Source organism: Micromonospora sp. NPDC048947, from assembly GCF_040649495.1.
GTDB lineage: Bacteria > Actinomycetota > Actinomycetes > Mycobacteriales > Micromonosporaceae > Micromonospora > Micromonospora alfalfae.
This window is the reverse complement of record NZ_JBEZFO010000032.1, coordinates 1-16334: the sequence shown is the minus strand read 5'-3', so window position 1 is coordinate 16334 and position 16334 is coordinate 1. Positions and strand designations below refer to the sequence as shown.

Annotated in this window: 5 protein-coding genes; 1 reads left to right on the top strand and 4 read right to left on the bottom strand. The window is 68.3% G+C overall.

Annotated elements, in window-relative coordinates; all coding sequences use genetic code 11:
* Positions 1-34 precede the first annotated feature (34 nt).
* From AB0B98_RS31145 to AB0B98_RS31130, 4 genes are all read right to left on the bottom strand, one after another.
* The gene (locus AB0B98_RS31145) at positions 35-778 is read right to left on the bottom strand and encodes a winged helix-turn-helix domain-containing protein (RefSeq protein ID WP_357367228.1); all 744 of its coding nucleotides are present in this window, start codon (positions 776-778) and stop codon (positions 35-37) included.
* An 84-nt stretch (positions 779-862) separates the two neighbouring features.
* A complete protein-coding gene (locus AB0B98_RS31140) occupies positions 863-3088 on the bottom strand; it encodes a hypothetical protein (RefSeq protein ID WP_357367227.1) in 2226 nt (741 codons plus the stop codon).
* 183 nt (positions 3089-3271) lie between these two features.
* Positions 3272-3577 (bottom strand): hypothetical protein, encoded by a 306-nt coding sequence (locus AB0B98_RS31135; RefSeq protein WP_357367225.1) that lies wholly within the window; start codon positions 3575-3577, stop codon positions 3272-3274.
* A 12-nt stretch (positions 3578-3589) separates the two neighbouring features.
* Positions 3590-13519: a LamG-like jellyroll fold domain-containing protein gene (locus AB0B98_RS31130; RefSeq protein ID WP_357367223.1), complete on the bottom strand. Its 9930-nt coding sequence runs from the start codon at positions 13517-13519 to the stop codon at positions 3590-3592.
* Positions 13520-14242: 723 nt separating this feature from the next.
* Between AB0B98_RS31130 and AB0B98_RS31125 the strand changes: the two genes are divergently transcribed.
* Positions 14243-16213: a tachylectin-related carbohydrate-binding protein gene (locus tag AB0B98_RS31125; RefSeq protein WP_357367220.1), complete on the top strand. Its 1971-nt coding sequence runs from the start codon at positions 14243-14245 to the stop codon at positions 16211-16213.
* Positions 16214-16334 lie beyond the last annotated feature (121 nt).

Sequence of the window (16334 nt, the reverse complement as noted above, 5' to 3'; positions counted from 1 at the left end):
AACGATCCCGCCCCGGTCCTCCGCTACTCGCCGGTCAGGCGCGGCCGCTCGTGGGCGGCGAGGCCACCGGCGGGTCGAGGGTGTGTTCGGGGATGGACAGGGCCGTGGCCAGGCCGTGACGACCGGTGGGAGTGAGACGGACGGCGCGGCCGGTGCCCTGAGTGATCCAGCCGAGGTCGGTGAAGCGGCGGCAGAGCGCTGCGCCGAGCGCCCCGGCCAGGTGTGGGCGGCGTTCGGTCCAGTCCAGGCAGTCGCGGACCACCGGGCGGCGGGCGGCGCGCAGCACGTCAACGGGTGCGCCCAACCCGGCCGCCCAGGCCCAGCCGTCGGGGGTCAGCGCCAACCCGCTGGACCGGTCGAGCCGCCGCTCGGCGAGCAGCGCGTCGTACATCAGCACGCCGAGCCGCCCGGCGAGGTGGTCGTAGCAGGTCCTGGCGTACGCCAGGGCGGCGGTGGCCGTCGTCGCGCGCAGCGACCCGGTCGGTGCGGGCGTGGCCGGGGCGTGCCCGGCCAGGTCCTCGATCAGTTGGGCCACCGCCGGTCCGGCCAGCCGCAGATAGCGGTGCCGGCCCTGCCGTTCCTCGACCAGCAGCCCACCGCTGACGAGTCGGGTGAGGTGGTCGCTGGCCGTTGACGGGGCGACACCGGCGCGCCGGGCCAGCTCACCGGCGGTCCACGCCCGCCCGTCGAGCAGCGCCAGGCACATTCCGGCCCGGGTGCCGTCGGCCAGCAGGGCCGCCAGCTCGGCCATCCCCCGACCGTCGGTGCCAACGCTCATCGCCCCAGTCTAGGTACCGGTGAACAGCGCCCCGGGGGCCTCCGTCACGTGGACGAAGACCCCCGGGGCTGGTGGTGCCGAGGCTCAGCCCTTCGGCGTCGGAATCAGGTGTGCGGCGAAGCTGACCGCCGACGGGCTCACCTTCGCTGCCGCCATCCCGCCGGGGGCGGCGAACCGCCGATCCAGCGCGATGGTGGTGTTGTTCCGGTTGCGGTAGACCACCACGAACCCGGTTCCGCCGGAGTTCTGGATCGGCGCGATGGCGGGATCGGTGGCGGCGGTGGCAGCGGTCGGGTCGCCCGGGTTCTCGTACAGGCGCAGCCACTCACCCCAGGTGCCCGAGCCCTGCTCGGTCTCGTACACCCGGTACATCTCGTTGTCGCTGGCGCGAGCGACGACAACGATCCGACCCAGAGCCGGGTCGAGGATCGCGGCCGGGGACCCGGCAGCGGTGAACGTACCCACCGTCTGCCAGGTGCTCGGCCAGGCCCCGCCCAGTTCCTGCTTCTTCATGACCAGCGAACCGTCGGCGGCACGGGCCACCACGGCGGTGCGGTAGCCCTGGTTGAGGAAGGCGGCCGGCACACCGGTCACGTTCCCGCCCAGGTCGACCCAAGCGCCGAGGGTGCCGTCGGTGGAGTAGAGCGCGGTCTTGATGGTCCCGGTCATGGTGGTGGCAACCAGCCGGACACCGGCGTCGACCTTCACCAGAGTGACCCCACCGGTGAGGTCGACGTCACCGAGGCTCTTCCACGACGCACCCGTCCCGCTCTGGCGGTAGTGCCACAGGCGACCATCGACGTCCACGGCGAAGATCACGCTGGTGCCGTCGGCGAGGGTGACCGTGGCAGGCCGGCCCACCATGGTGCCGCCCAGGTTCCCGGTCGTTGCCCAGGTCGCGGCGTTCGCCGTCGTCTGGGCACCGGTCCACACGGTGCCGGTGGTGTGCAGGGCGCTGATCTGCACCTGCTTGGTGCCGCTCTGCACGTTCAAGGCGGGCTGCCCGGTGAACGCCTCCGCACCGAACTGGGGAACGTGCTGGACGCTGCTGAAATCGTCCGGGTTCTGCTGGTGGACGACCCGCACCTGCCCGGTGTTGTCGGTGTGCGCGTAGACGATGACCCCGAGCGAGCTGCCGTCGCTCGGCTCCCCCTGCAACGCCGTCGAGCGGGAGAAGGACTCAGTCGGCAGGAACGGCATCGGGTCGGCGTACCAGCCCTGCAGGTCGACCACGATGTGCACGGTCCCGCTGCTGGCGTTCCTGATTTGGACCTTCCCCTCGGTGCCCAGCTTGGTCACCACGATGCTGGACCGGGCGACGTGCCCGGCGGGGAAGTTCGTCGTCGACGCAATGTTCAGAGCGCTGCCCAGCGGCGTGACGTTGAAGAACCCGTCGACCGTCGGGGCGACCGCGTGCACGTTGAGGACGGCCGCGGCGATACCACGGGTCGGCAGGCCGTTGGTGCCCGCTACCGCGACATCGACGGTGCCGTAGGCGGGCACCGGCTGGGCGCCGCTGGGGAAGCGGCTGTCGTACAGGGTGGTCGCTGGAACCATGCGCAGGCCGGCGCCGGTGGTAGGGCTGCCGGTCCAGTAGCCCTGGACGGTGATGGCCACATGCACGGCCGGACCGCGGTTCTCCAGCGTCACGGAGCTGGCGCCGGGGTTCAGTTTGACGACCATCCCCATCGAGGTGGCGCCCTTGGCGTAGTCGATGCCGGTCTCCGCGGCGGTGCTCGACCCGACGGTCAACCAGCCGTTGCCCGTCGCGCCGATGACCACGACGTCCAGCATGACCGCCGTCGCGGAACTGGGCACCAGCCCACCGCCGTAGATGTTGGCGGTACGCGTCCCACGGGTGGGCATCGTGCCGGCGGTGATCCCCTGGCCGGTCCGGGTGTCGACCACCCGGGTGTGGTCCACCGGCACGAAACCGGAGCCGGTGCTACCGGTGGCGGTGGTGAAGTAGCCCACCACATCCACTCTGATGTGGACGTTGCCGCCCGCGTTGCGCACCGCCAGCTTGCCGTTCGTACCCGGCTTGACCACCGCCGAGTTGGTCATGACCTCACCGATCGAGGCGTTCATGGCCGAAGCCTTCGGGTCCGTCAGGTCCGGGTAGATGGTCAGGAACGTGTTGGCGGTCGGGTAGATCGCCGTGACGTCGACCATCAACGCGCTGACCCCGCTGGCCGGGATACCGGCGATGCCGACGGCGTTGAACGTGGTGACGGACTTGGCGCCCCGAACACCGGTCGTGCCGCCGGTGCCGTCCCGGGTGTCCAGGAGGGGGACGCTGTCGATCGGCACGAAGTCACCACCCCTGACCGCAGCGTCAGCAGACGCTGGCTGGATCGACAGTACGCCGTTGACGCCCACTACGGTCAGCGCAAGAGCTACCGCGGTTAAAAATACCGATGTGGACGTTATGCAACTACGTAGTCGAGGCCTACCAATAACGCGCACTTGATGAACTCCATCAGCAGAAGTGACCTAGGAAAGATCAGTCCAAAAACGAGCATCCACCGGGGGGTCTACCGGCTTCCAGGAAGACCTATCAGCAGTATCGCTCCAATCAGGAACATTTCCTCCATAGTAGAGAAAGATTGCCCAATAGTGTGGATCTTCGTGCAGGACTAGCTTGCTGGACTCGAGAAAATCGCTGCCACTCCATGCAGCATTAATCCGAGCCACTGCCTCGGCTTCACTGATCCCAAAGAGATGGACCATTTCCACCACAGTCTCTTCGAGGTGCTCATGGACATCGGTCGACAATGTTGACAAGAAGCGATACGTCATTCTTCCGCACCTCTATTGCAACGCGCTATCAAGGATCGAACCAGTATGCCCGAAGAAAGTGACCTGGTTGCCACCCCACACCGGCCTGGCGCCCTTTAAGAACTTGCTAGGCGACATCAACAGCATCGGACCCTCGACTACGTCAAACGGGGTGTCAGTTCCTCCGCCCCTATAATGGCGCACGAAATCCGCTAGCTCATCACTCACCCCATCGAATTTCTTGATTGACAAGCCGCCGAATGCACGCTTCGGCACCCGAAAGTGCAGCACCTCCGCTTGATCCCCGAACCTGCCGGCCCACTTGGTGGCCTGACTGAGATCTCGCGTCGTGTAGAAACCCGGCCCGAAATCAAGTGGCCTGGTGGAGAAGCCCGTGTCGACGCCGTTCGCCCTGATACTCGCGGCCGCCGCCTTTGTGGTTCCGTGGTACAGATCAACAAAGTCGCAATTGTGGACGAGGACAAAAGCTTCACCGGCCGCGACGTAGTAGGTGTGAATGCCGTCGACGGTCAGGTTGTAGACCGTCTGCCACTGAGTCCTCGTCGTTGCATTGACGACTTCCGCAGGGCGGTGGTCCGCAGTTTCGAAGGTGAAGCCAGGCTTGAGATCCCTAGCCTCAACCCAACGCCCCTCATTGCTCACCCAGAATGGGTGACCTTCGGTCGCAGTGAGAGTTGCCGCGCGCTCGTCCTTGTCGCCACCGGTATTGATCTTGATGTCGACAAGGCTCTTACTACCTGCACCCACGACCAGTGCCGTGACCGCCTGCTCTTCGGTACGGCCGGTCGTGGGATCGGTTGCGAGAACGGTGTCTCCAACCTCCACCTGGTCGATGCGCTTATGGCTGCCGTCCGCCATCAGCACCCGGGTTTCGCCGGTGAAGCTGTTGGGGCACTTGCCGAGCAGGCCTCGGCCGATGCTGCGCGCCTCGCCCATGCCCGCGTTCAGCGCCTTGCTGCCGGCCGACCGGAGACCGCCGCCCAGGCCACGAATGCCCGCACCCAGTGCCTGGCCGCCGATGGAGCCGAGCGCCCCACCGAGGGCACCGGTGAGCCCGCCCATGGCGGTGGCGCCAGCGAGGTCCCAGCCACGCTTGCCGTCCATGTAACCGGTGACCGCCGAGCCGACCGCGCCGGCGAGCGCCCCGCAGGCCACCGCTCCGACACCGGTCCAGCCGATCGCCGCGCCGCAGCCCAGGCCGACGACGGCGCCGACGGCGAAGCCGGCGATTTCGGCGGCGTGATCCTCGACGAACTGGGTCGCCTTGTCCCACATCTTCTCGGCGCCCTCGACGAGCGGTGCCAACTTCTGTGCTGCCGCCAACCAGAGGTTCTGTTTGAACTTCGCGGGGTCCTGGATGGCCATCGTGGTGACCGCGACGACGCTCGCCGCCATCTTGAAGCCGGTGGACACCACCTTGCCGAGCGTGATGAGCGGCTTCGTGAGGGCAGGGATCACCGCCAGCTTGGTGAACTTGACAGCTTGTTTGATAGCCGACTTCGCGGCGGCGGTCACCGCGACCTTTGCCTGGTAGATGCGTTGCGCGACCATTTTGGCCTGCTGTTTGGCCCAGTCGGCGGCGCGGGCGACCTGGTTGAGTCCGGACTGGATCTTGCTGCCGACGTACCGGACGGCGCTCATCGTCTTCTCGCCGAGCCACTTCGCGCTGCTGGAGATCACTCGGCCGACCGCCTTGATACCGGACCAGGCGTAGTGAGCGACAGTCGAGACGAAGTTCCTGGCGTAGTTGTACGCCGTGTACGCGCCACTGACGACGTTGGAGACGGTGTTGCTCACCGCGCTCGCGGCACGCTTCATCCAGCGCGGCCAGTGGCCGTCCGGGTCGTCGAAGTCCAGCGGGGCGCCAGCACCGTAGGTGTAGCGGTTGGCCAGGATCGAGTCGCCGGAGGTGTAGTTGACGCTGTCCCGCGAGGTGAACGTGCCGGTGCCGGGCTGGTACCAGCGGGCGCCCATGTCGACCTGCCCGGTGTCCGGGTCGGTCCAGTCCCCCTGGAAGCCCAGCCGGCCGGTGCTCCCGGTGCTGGTCACCTTCTTGCCGAAGGGGTCGTATGCGGTGGAGTCGTTCAGCGTGGACAGTTGGGTGTCGGCCGGGTTGATGGCCGCCACCACGTCACCGTGGGCGTCGGTCAACGACAGCCGCTTGTCGGCACCCTGGGCGGTGGCGAGCAGCTCGTCGTTCGGGCCGCGACCGTAGTACTCGTACCCGTCGTGAACCACCTCGTCGCCGAGACCGGCGTAGACGAACGAGTTGTTGGTACGGGACGCCACCCGGTCCAGGCCGTCGTAGGTGTAGGTCTGGTCCTGCGCCCCGGTGAGCCGGTCGAAGGCGTCGAACGAGAACTGTTCGGCCAGGCCCGAGCTGGTGCGGGTCCGCAGGGTGCCCCGCGGGGTGTACGCGTAGGTGTAGTCGCCGTCGGAGAGCAGCCGGTTGCGTTCGTCGAAGGTCGCGGTCTTGGACCCGGCCCGAACCCGGTTGCCGCTGGCGTCCCAGGCGTACGTGACGGTCCCGGCCGGGCTGGTCCAGGAGATCAGCCGGCCGGCCTTGTCGTAGTCGTAGGTGTTGGCGCCGGCCCCGGCGGTGCCGGTGGTGTTCTTGCTGGTCAGGTGGCCATTGAGGTCGAACCCGTAGGTGACTGAGGCCACCGTCTGACCACCGGCGTTGCGCAGCACGTCGCTGGCGACCCGCCCGTAGTCGTCGTACCCGAAGGTGCGGACGCGGCCGGCGCCGTAGTCGACGGTCTTGACGTCACCGGCGGCGTCGTAGCCAAGCTTCTGCTGCTGGCCGGTGATGCTGTCGGTGAGTGTGTCGAGGCGACCCTTGACGTAGCCGAAGGTGGCAGTGCCGGTGAGGTCGGTGCGGCTGGTCACCCGGCCGTCGTCGTTGTAGTCGAAGCTCGCCGTGCCGGACGGGCCGGCGGTGGACAGCAGCCCACCCCTGTCGTTCCAGTTGTACGTGTTGCTGCCACCGGGGGCGTTGACGCTCGTCAAGCGGCCGTCCTGGTCGTAGTCCAGGGTGCGGGTCGCGGTCGGGGTGTCACCCCCGGAACCGGTCTCCACAGTCAGTCGGCCGGCAGCGTCGTAGGTCCGCATGCGGCTCACCCCGCCCGGGGCGCTGAGCCGCACCGCGTTGCCGTCGGCGTCGTACGCGACGGTCCAGGTCCGGTCCGCGGCGTTCGGGTGGCTCGCCGTGGACGGCTCGATCGCCGACTCCGGCAGACCCAACGTGTTGTACGTGTAGATGGTGGAGTTGTTGCGGCCGTCGGTGTAGCGGGTCCGGTTGCCGTCGGCGTCGTACCCGAAGGTGGTGGTGATGGGGTCGGTGTCGGTCGGCTCGACCTGCTTGACGAGCTGGTCCGCCGCGTCGTACTCGTAGGTGGTGACGGTGTTGTAGGGGTCCTTCGACGAGGTCATGTTGCCGGCCACGTCGTAGCCGTAGCTCTGGGTGCGCAGGACCGTGCCGTCAGCCTTCAGGTTCGTGGTGCTGACCCGGTTGCCGAGCTGGTCGTACCCGATCCGGGTGGTGCGGCCGAGCCCGTCGGAGACCCGGACCTGGCGGCCGGCGAAGTCGTACCCGAAGATCATGGCCTCGCCGGTCGGGGCGGTGCTGCGGGTGATGTCGCCGGCCCCGTTGAAGGTGTTGACAGTCGTCGCCCCGGTCGGGGACGACGACGAGGTCAGGTTGCCCGCGTCGTCGTAGGCGAGCTTGCTGACCAGGTTGCGGGTGGTCGGCCGTCGCTCGACGACAGTCTGGGTGACCTGCCGGTCGAGGTCGTCGTAGGTCGACTCGACACGGGCGCCGGTCGGGCCGGTGACCGAGAGGACCTCGCCGGTACGGGTGTAGGTGTAGCTGGTGAGCGCGCGGTCGTCGTTGGTCTTCGACGGTTCGTCCCGGACGGTCAACCGGTTGAGCTGGTCGTACGTGTAGTTGGTGATGCCGGCCGGGTCGGTCTCCTCCAGCACGTTGCCCAGGGCGTCGTAGCGGCGCTTGTGCTCCGGGGTGACCTGCTCGGACACCCCGGGAGCCAGGTACGTCGGCGCGAGGCTGCGCACCACCCGGCCGAGCTTGTCGTACTCCGAGGTGGAGACCCGCCCGAGCGGGTCCTTGACCGCGACCTGCTCGCCGAAGGTGTTGTAGCCCACCGAACTGGTCGGGGTGGTGGAGACGGCCGCGTTGCCGTCGCTCTCGGCCAGGACGGTCGGGCCGCTCTGCCCGACCTGCCGGCCCAGCTCGTCGTAGCGGAAGGTGCTTGTGTACTTCGCCTTGTCGGCGCCGCTCACGTTGCCACGCGGGTCGGTGACCGAGGTACGCAGGCCGCGCCTGTCGTACGTGTAGCTGGTCACCCGGGTGCTGCTGCCGGCGGTGACCTTCTCGGTGAGGACGTTCCCGGCGTCGTCGTAGGTGTAGTCGACGACCTCGGAGGTGGCCAGTACCTCCCAGTTCAGGTTCGACGCGTTCCCGGTTCGGACCGTCTGCTTGACGTTGCCGTTGTAGTCGTAGGTGAAGGTGTTGGTCCGGCGCACCCCCGCCGGGTCCAGCACGGTGCTCGCCACCTTGCCGGCCTTGTCCGGAGTGTGGTCGGTGATCTGGGTGCCGTTGGCCCCGACCTTGCGGGTCACGTTGCCGGCGCCGTCGTAGGTGTTCTCCTCCACGACGTAGTCCCGCTTGGAACCGTCGGGGTTGCGGAAGTCCTTGAGGGTGATCTTCTCCAACAGGTCGTCGCGGTAGTACCTGTACTCCAGTCGCCGACCCATGGCGTCGGTGTCGCTGGCCAGCCGCCCGGCGAAGTCGTACGAGTAGGAGTGCAGGACCAGGTAGTCGCCGGTGCCGGTGCCGGGGGTGCCGGCCGGGTCACCGCGCCAGTCCCGCAGCCGCACCTCGGCCACCTTGTTCTGGGCGGTGTACGCCCAGTCGTAGCGGTTGCCGTTGGCGTCGGTCATTGTCGTCTTGTTGCCGAACCTGTCGTACCCGTAGCTGGTTTCGTTGAGCTCCGGGTCGACAACCCGGACCGGCCGCCCCTCGTCGTCGTAATCGGTGCTGGTGACCCGCTCGGGGTCACCGCCGAGCAGGTCGGTGACGGTGACCTTGGTGGGGTTGCCGTCGGCGTCGTACTCGTTGACCGTCCGGCTCTGGTGCTGCTTGCCGGTGACGGCGTCGGTGGTGACCGGGCCGGTGACGGTGGCGACCCGGGAGTGCCCGTCGTAGGTGATCGTGGTGATGACGCCCGCGGGATAGGTGTCGGAGATGACCTTCTCGGTGATCCGTCGGCCGAGCGCGTCGTAGGTGTACTCGGTGACCAGCCCGGACGGCTCGGTCATTTTGTACAGGTCACCGTTGGCGTAGTACGCGTAGGTGGTGGGCTTGGTCTGCCCGTTGGTGATGCTGCTGGCCAGCAACCCGGACGGGGGGATGCCGTTGATACCGACTTCGCCGCCGCTGGTGTAGGTGTGGGTGACCCTGCTGCCGTCCGGGTTGGTCTGGGTGAGGAGCTGACCGGTGCGCTCTCGGTACGTGAAGGTGGTCAGGAACCCGTTGTCGGTCGGGCCGCTGGAGCGGCCGTCGCGCTGCTCCACCGCCAGGTCGATGCGCGGGTCGAACGGATCGGTGATCGAGGCCGGGTAGGTGTAGTAGTTCGTGAAGCACTGGGTGGAGGTACGGCAGCTCTTGCGGGTGGCGAGACGGCCCCTGCTGTCGTACGTCATCTCCACCGAGTCACCGTTCTCATTGGTGACCTTGCTCTGCTGGCCGTCGTCGTTGTAGGAGAACGAGCGGATGGCCATGCCGTCCAACGGGTGCCGCACGAAGATCGGCCCACCGGCGTCGCCGGGGATCACAGTGCAGAAGGCCGGGTCGTTCGGGTCGGGCTGGGTGCAGACCTCGGTCGGCGGAGGGGTCGGCGTCGGGCTGGTCTGCCCGGGTCGGTCCTCCTCGCGGATCTCCAGTCCGAGCGGGGTGCCGGAGCGCAGCAGACGCCCGGCGAGCGCGTCGTACTCGTACAGGTAGGGGCGGTTGGCCGGATCGAGGACCTGGACGCTGCGCCGCAGGTCGGTGTCGCCGCCGTAGACGGTGGGCTGACCCACCTTCCAGGTGCCGCCGTTGTCGTCGGTGTACTCCTTGACCCGGTCGGTGGCCGTGTCGTACTCGACCTCGGTGGCCACCCGGCCGCTGGGCAGGGTGACCTTGGTCAGCTGCTGGGCGGCCGGCTTCGCGTACTGGAAGTGCGCCCTGGCCGTGTCCGGGCCGATCGGGTGGGAGTAGACGGCGACCTCGTCGATCGTGCCCGCGAAGTAGCGCTGTGCGGTGCCGCCCCAGGCCGGCCAGGATCCGGTCGCGGATGCGAGGCCGACCTGGTTGAAGGTCAGCAGCGAGTGCTCGATCGGTTGCCCGGTCAGGTCACCGACCTTGACCCCGTCGAGGTACATGGTCTGGGTGTTGGCCATCGCGGACAGCACCACGTGGTGCCACTTGTTGTCGTTGACAGTGATGCCCGAGGTGATCGGTGCGATCGTGCCGGTGGCGAACTGGCCGCGCAGCTTGCCGTCGGTGCCGGTGTAGAGAAGCGGGACGCCGCTGGTGGCGGCGGTGCCGACGGCCTTGTCCTGGTAGCCGATGAGCGGGCCACCGGTCTGGGTCAGGCCGATCTTGAACCACAGTTCGACGGAGACGTCCCGGCTCTTCTTGACCAGGCCCTTGGGCAGTTCCAGGTACGCCGAGGTGCCGTTGAAGGCAGCGGCGGTGCCACTGGTGCCCTCCAGCACGCCGGGCTGGCCCAGAGTGACGTTGTTGCGGTACGTGCCGGCGTCCTTGCCCAGGTTGATCGCCACGTCGCTGGCCGCGCCGGTGCCCTCGGCCTCACCGAGGTGGTAGTACGAGTCGGGCTTGGCGTCGAGGACGGCGGTGCGGTAGTGCGAACCGGCCGCGTAGTCGTAGTTGGTGCAGGCGGACTCCGGGCCGCAGACCTTTGTCAGCAGGTCACCGTTGTAGGTGTAGTTCCAGGTCAGCTTCGCGCCGTTGACCACGTCGGTGCTGACCGACGCGATGCGGTTGCCGTTCCACGTGAAGGTCAGCGAACGACCGGCGGTGTTGGTCTGGCTGTTGGAGACCTGCGCCCGGGCGAGCTTGCCCGTCATCGGGTCGAGGGTGAGGTTCACCGAGTGCCCGGAGTTGTCGGTGATCTTCTGGAGTTTGTAGAGCAGGGAGAACTGGTAGGTGCTGCCGGTGCGGTCGACAAGCTTCCAGGCGCTGCTGTCGACGCTGAGCTTCGCGACCCGGCCCGGCGGCGGCGCGTACGTGCCGTCGGGGTTCTTGCCGAACCGCACCTCCTGGCCGTCCGGGTAGCGGACCACCACGTTGCCGGTGCCGTCGTTGTCGGGGACCAGCGTCATGTCGTACCGGCTGGACCAGCCGGCGCCGAAGACGCCTGTCGTGCGGGGGTCGAGGCTGTTGTAGGTGCGAACCAGGTTCAGCTCCGGCCCGACGGTCACCACTGTGGCGTCCACAGCGGAGGTGGCGAAGTTGCCGGTCTGAGCGTCGAACTCGCGACCCTGCTCGGCGTTGGGTGAGGTGGCGATCCGGGACAGCAGGTCCGGTTGCGGCACTGAGCTGATCATGGTCGAGTACGGCGAGATGACCTCGTTGGCGCTGTCCTTGACGAAGGACCGCCACAGGTAGCTCTTGCCCCAGACCATTCGGCCGGCGGGCACCACCCAGGACTGTTTGGCCTGGTAGCCGGAGTTCGTGCAGTTGGTCGCCGTGCCGGCGTCGGTGCGGTCGCAGATCTCGAACTTGAACGACAGAGTGGCGCCGGGCGCGGCGTCGGTGTCCACGGCCCGGGCCCAGAGCAACGGGGTGAGCGTCGGGGCCTGGTAGCCGTTCTCCGGGTACAGCTCCTGCACCACCGGCGGAACGTCGAAGACCTGGAGCACGATCCGGCCGGGTGGCACCTGGTGGTCGGTGAAGACCGCTCCGCCGGTACGCACCATGGTGAAGTCGAGGAAGTAGTTGCCGGGCTCCAACCGCTTGACTGTCGCGTCGAGGGTGACCTTCGCGCCACGGGCCAGGGTGGCGGGCAGGTTGGCGGCCCGCTGCTGGGTCACCGCGGCACCGGTCTGCGCGTTGTAGACCCGGTAGGCCAGGTAGTAGTTGGCCGGCGTCCACGCCTCGGCACCGAGGTTGGTGACTGTCACCTTCACCTTGCCGTCCTGGTTCCGCAGGACGGCCGGCTCCGGGGTGGGCTTCGGGATCGCGTACCCGGCGTTGTACGGGCTGTGCGTGACGTAGAGCGCCGGAGGGTTGGCAGTGCCGGTACCGGCGAACTTCTTCCACGCCGAGGTGTCGGTGGTGGACGCGCGCAGCGAGAGGCCGTTGTTGGCCTGCTGGCCGTTGACCCAACGCTGCACGAGGTTACGGCCGCCGGCGCCGAGGTCGAACATCTCCCCGGCCGCCGGGCACGCGGACTGGGACTGGCCCAGAGCGACGTACCCGTGGGCGAATGAGCGGCTGACCAGCGCGCCACCCACTGCCGGCCCCGGGTACGAATAGCCGGTGCCGGCCGACCACGACCCGGTGACCGGGTGGACGCTGACCGCGCGCGCCTTGCAGGACGCCGCGTCGAAGTTGACAGCGGAGAGCGCCGCCCCGTGGATGGTGTGATTCTGGAGCCGGCTGACCAGGTTGCCGAACTTGAGGTAGGCCGCCGCGTTGGACCCACCGGAGCGACCGACCAGCAGCTCGCTGCTGCCGGAGGTGGAGCTGCTGCCGTGCACGTACATGCTGCTGTCGGCGTTGACCGCGTCGACCGGCGGGCCGACGGTCGGGTCGAGCGCGACCGGGTACCGCCGGGACGGGTCGGTCAGCCAGGCCCGGTCGGGGGTGACCTTCAGCGAGGTCTGCCCACCCGTGGTGACCACTTCGTACGCGACCTTGGTGGAGGTGGCGGGACCGGCCGTGCCGGAGCCTGCGTCCACCATGTAACCCGCCGGGATGACCCCGCGTTGACGCCCGTCGCGGTCACTGAGGACGACCTGACCGTCGACCAGCTTCGCGGTGAGGTTGCGCAGGCTCAACGGGAACACGTACGAGGCGGGCGCCTTGGCCGAGTGCAGGACCAGGGTTTCCTTCACGCCACCGGCGCGGGGCTCCAGGCGCAGGTCGACGTCGGGGCGTACACCGGGGTAGGTGACGGCGTTGCCGTCCACCCGGCCCGGCGCGTTGGACGCCTCGGCCAGAGCGAACCCGAACTCGGTGTCAGCGTCGAAACTCAGCCGGGCCAGCTGACTCGCGGCGCCGTTGCCGGCGAGGTGCAGGCCGACCGAGTCGGCGGCGATCCCCCACCCGCCGGCGGTCGGCACCAGGGCGTGGTCGATGGGTGCCCAGGTGCCGTCCGGCTTGCGGTAGTTGATCGGGGAGGAGGAGAACTCGGTGGTCTGGGTGCCGTCGGCGTTGTCGAACACCCGCTGGTTGACATCGCGCTCGGCCGGCCGTTCCCGGCTGGTCCGCTTGTCGAAGCCGCGGGTGTCGTCGACGGGTGCGGTCGCCACCGACGCCTTGTTGCGCCCCGGGGCGGGCTTGTCGGCGAGCTTGTGCAGCGGGTACCGCCCGCGCAGCGACTTCGGCAGGTCACGGTTGGGTCGTCCGGGCGTCAGGTGCGCCTTGCCCGCAGCCGAGCCCCATGCCTGCTTCGGCTTCGCGCCGCCGCCACCCCGACCGGTGGAGGCGACACCGTCGCGGTCCCGGGCACCGCCCGCTGGCAGGGCGGTCACCCCGCTGCCGCCCAGGTTGAGCATCAGCACCCCGGCCAGGGCTGCCGCCAGGACCGACCGGGTGGTGCCGGAGCCGAACACCGAGCGTTGCCGGGGTAACCGACCACGCAGATCGGTCAGCCGACCGCGCGGGTCGGGCAGACGGCGAAAGCTGAAGGACATGGTTGGTCACCCTTGGATCGAGGACGGGCTGAGGCAGAGACAGGCACGCGCTGGCCACGAGACCTGGGAGGGCCCCACAAAGCCGGGTGTGTGATTGCCGTTACCTCTTCACAGGCACGGCGTTGCAGCGTCGACGCATCGGTCGACGAAAATTTCAGGAGATGCGGAGAGGCGACTCGGGTGGACGGAATTCACGCCGGAGCGGATCGCCCAACAGAACCAATATTGCCTCGGCACGGCAGAATGCCGCCAAGTCAGCGGTCACAGCTTCACACCCCCGTGTGCTGCTACTCATCGATATGCCGCTGTAGGTTGCAGCACGCTCGATCGGCTGTCAAGCCACAGTGGCGGGAGACGAATTGATCAGCACTAGGACCTGGGACGATTACTTTCCGTCACAACTTCGGGAATTTGAAGGCTTAAGTCCGCTTTTTGCTCACCCCGGCCCGCGCCCAGTCGTCCATCGTGGAGACTCCCCGAGCCCTCAAGTGGGGCCGCGCTTCCGCTCTTGGCAGGCGACCGACGGTCGTGCATGATGGGCCGCGACCGTGGCGGATGGATCACTCGCCGAGCACAGTGAACTCTTTGTGAATGTGGCGGGAACCGCAGACTGATCAATTCACTACTGTCGTTTTATTATTCTCGGGGGAGGATGACACAAACGTGTCCCAATTGACCAAAGAATCCACACCACGGGCGCATTCTCGGCGTCGAACGCTGGCATTGACCGCAGCAGCGCTCATCGGTGCCGCCGGCCTCGTGGCACCGCTGCCGGCGTCTCCCGCGCAGGCGGCCACCGACGCCTTCAGCTGCACCGGAGCGGCGGCCTTCTTCAACTCCACCACGACCGGCACGCTCGCCCGTCGCCAGTACAGCACCCCAGGCCGGGACGGCGGCGTCTTCACCGCCGCCTCCACCATCGGCCCCAGCGGTTGGCAGACGTTCGGCCGCCTGCTGGGCGGGCCGGACGGCCGGGTCTACGGCATCAACTCGACCGGGCTGAACCGCTACCGATGGACAGGCAGCAACTGGGAGACCATCGATGGCAAGCAGAACCTGATCATCAGTACGAGCTTCACGAACTACGCGACGGCCAACTTCCGCGACAAGATCACTGTGGACCAGATCGGCGACTTCTACGCCGTCGACGCCCAGGGCAAACTGCGCTGGTACCGGTTCGACGAGTCGACGCGGAAATGGACCATCGACGCGCGCGTCATCGACACCGGCTGGGACCGGTACAACCTGATCGTGGCCGGCGCCCCCGGCGTCCTCTACGGCCGCACGTCCGACGGCAAGCTCTACCGACACCGGTTCGACCCGGCGAGTCAGCGGTGGCTCCTGCGGGACCGTCAGGTTGGTTCGAGCGACTGGCAGGGGTTCACCAAGGGGCTCTTCTCCGCCGGCGGTGACACGCTCTTCGGCATCCAGGCCGACGGTGACCTGTTCCAGTACCGCTTCCGCGAGGACAACCTGTCCTGGGCACTGACCGCGGACCAGATCGGCAACGGCTGGGCCGGCTTCCCGAACGTCTTCACCACCACCAACACCTGCCGGCAGGGTGCGATCACCGGCCCCGCGCTGCCCGCCACTCCGGCGCGACAGAACGCCCCGTTGGCCGTCGTGCAGGCCCCGCCCGCCGGCACCGCGCTCGGCAGCCTCGAGATCGCCTACACCGACAACATCGGTCAACTGCGGCACGGGCGCGCGAACCCGGACTCGCTGTACTCGATCCAGTGGTCACCGGTGCCCGGCACCGAGGCGTACACCGGCAAGCCGTCCCTGGTGTCGGACGCCCAGAACCGGGTCACCATCGTCGCCCACGAGACCACAAGCAACGTGGGTTCGTTGACCCAGAAGACGCCGGCCATGCCGGACTGGAACCCGTGGCTCGCCCTCGGTGGGGCGATGCGCTCGGAGCCGACCGCCGTCCGGCTCTCCGACGACACCCGCGCGGTGTTCGCCCTGGACGCCGAGGGCGCACTGTGGCACCGCCGGCAGGACGGCACCGCCGGGGATCTGCTCCCCTGGACGCCGCTCGGTGGCACCGGCCTGACCGGCACGCCGGTCGTCGTGCCGGGCGCTGACGGCGCGGTCACCCTCCTGGTGGCCAACGCGGCCGGCACCCTGCAGGCCGCCACGTACAAGGGTGGCGCGCTCACCTCGGCCTGGGCGGGCCTGGGTGACGCGGGCTTCGTGGACACGCCGAGCGTGGTGACACTGCCCGGCCGTCGCCTGATGGTGTTCGCCCGGCACACCGACGGCGTGGTCAAGAGCCAGTTGCAGAACATCGACGGCACCTGGCCCGGCACCTGGAACGCGGTGGGAGACAGCGGTATCACGCCGGTCGGCTCCCCGACCGCGGTCCTGAGCCCGAACACCGGCCGTGTCTCGGTGTTCACCCGGACGGCCGACGACACCATCCAGCACAGCCGACAGACCGCCGCGGGCTCCACCGCGTGGGGCAACTGGGCCACGGCGACGGTGCCGGACGAGACCTATCCGACCGATCCGACGGCATTCGTCTTCCAGAACTCCAATGGCTTCCGACTCGGGTTCGTGAGCCGGACCGCCAATGGTTCGGTTCGGCTCTACGACACTGACGAGTCGGCTGCGTCGCTCGCCACCCGGAACGCCGCGTCCGCGGGCGTCTCGTTCACGAGACAGGAGATCCCGCAGCCGCGCGACAACTGACCAGGACGCCGGCGGGGGGGGGGGGGGGGGCCCCCCGCGCCCCCCCCCCGCCCCCCCCCCCGCGGGGAGGGACCAGAGATCGGGAGGGCGACGAAGAGGGAGAGAGGCTCACAAGCAAGGA

Bases quoted from the DNA above. Each gene is read 5' to 3' on its own strand.
- AB0B98_RS31145 (WP_357367228.1), bottom strand. From the start codon at position 778: ATGAGCGTTGGCACCGACGGTCGGGGGATGGCCGAGCTGGCGGCCCTG.
- AB0B98_RS31135 (WP_357367225.1), bottom strand. From the start codon at position 3,577: ATGACGTATCGCTTCTTGTCAACATTGTCGACCGATGTCCATGAGCAC.
- AB0B98_RS31130 (WP_357367223.1), bottom strand. From the start codon at position 13,519: ATGTCCTTCAGCTTTCGCCGTCTGCCCGACCCGCGCGGTCGGCTGACC.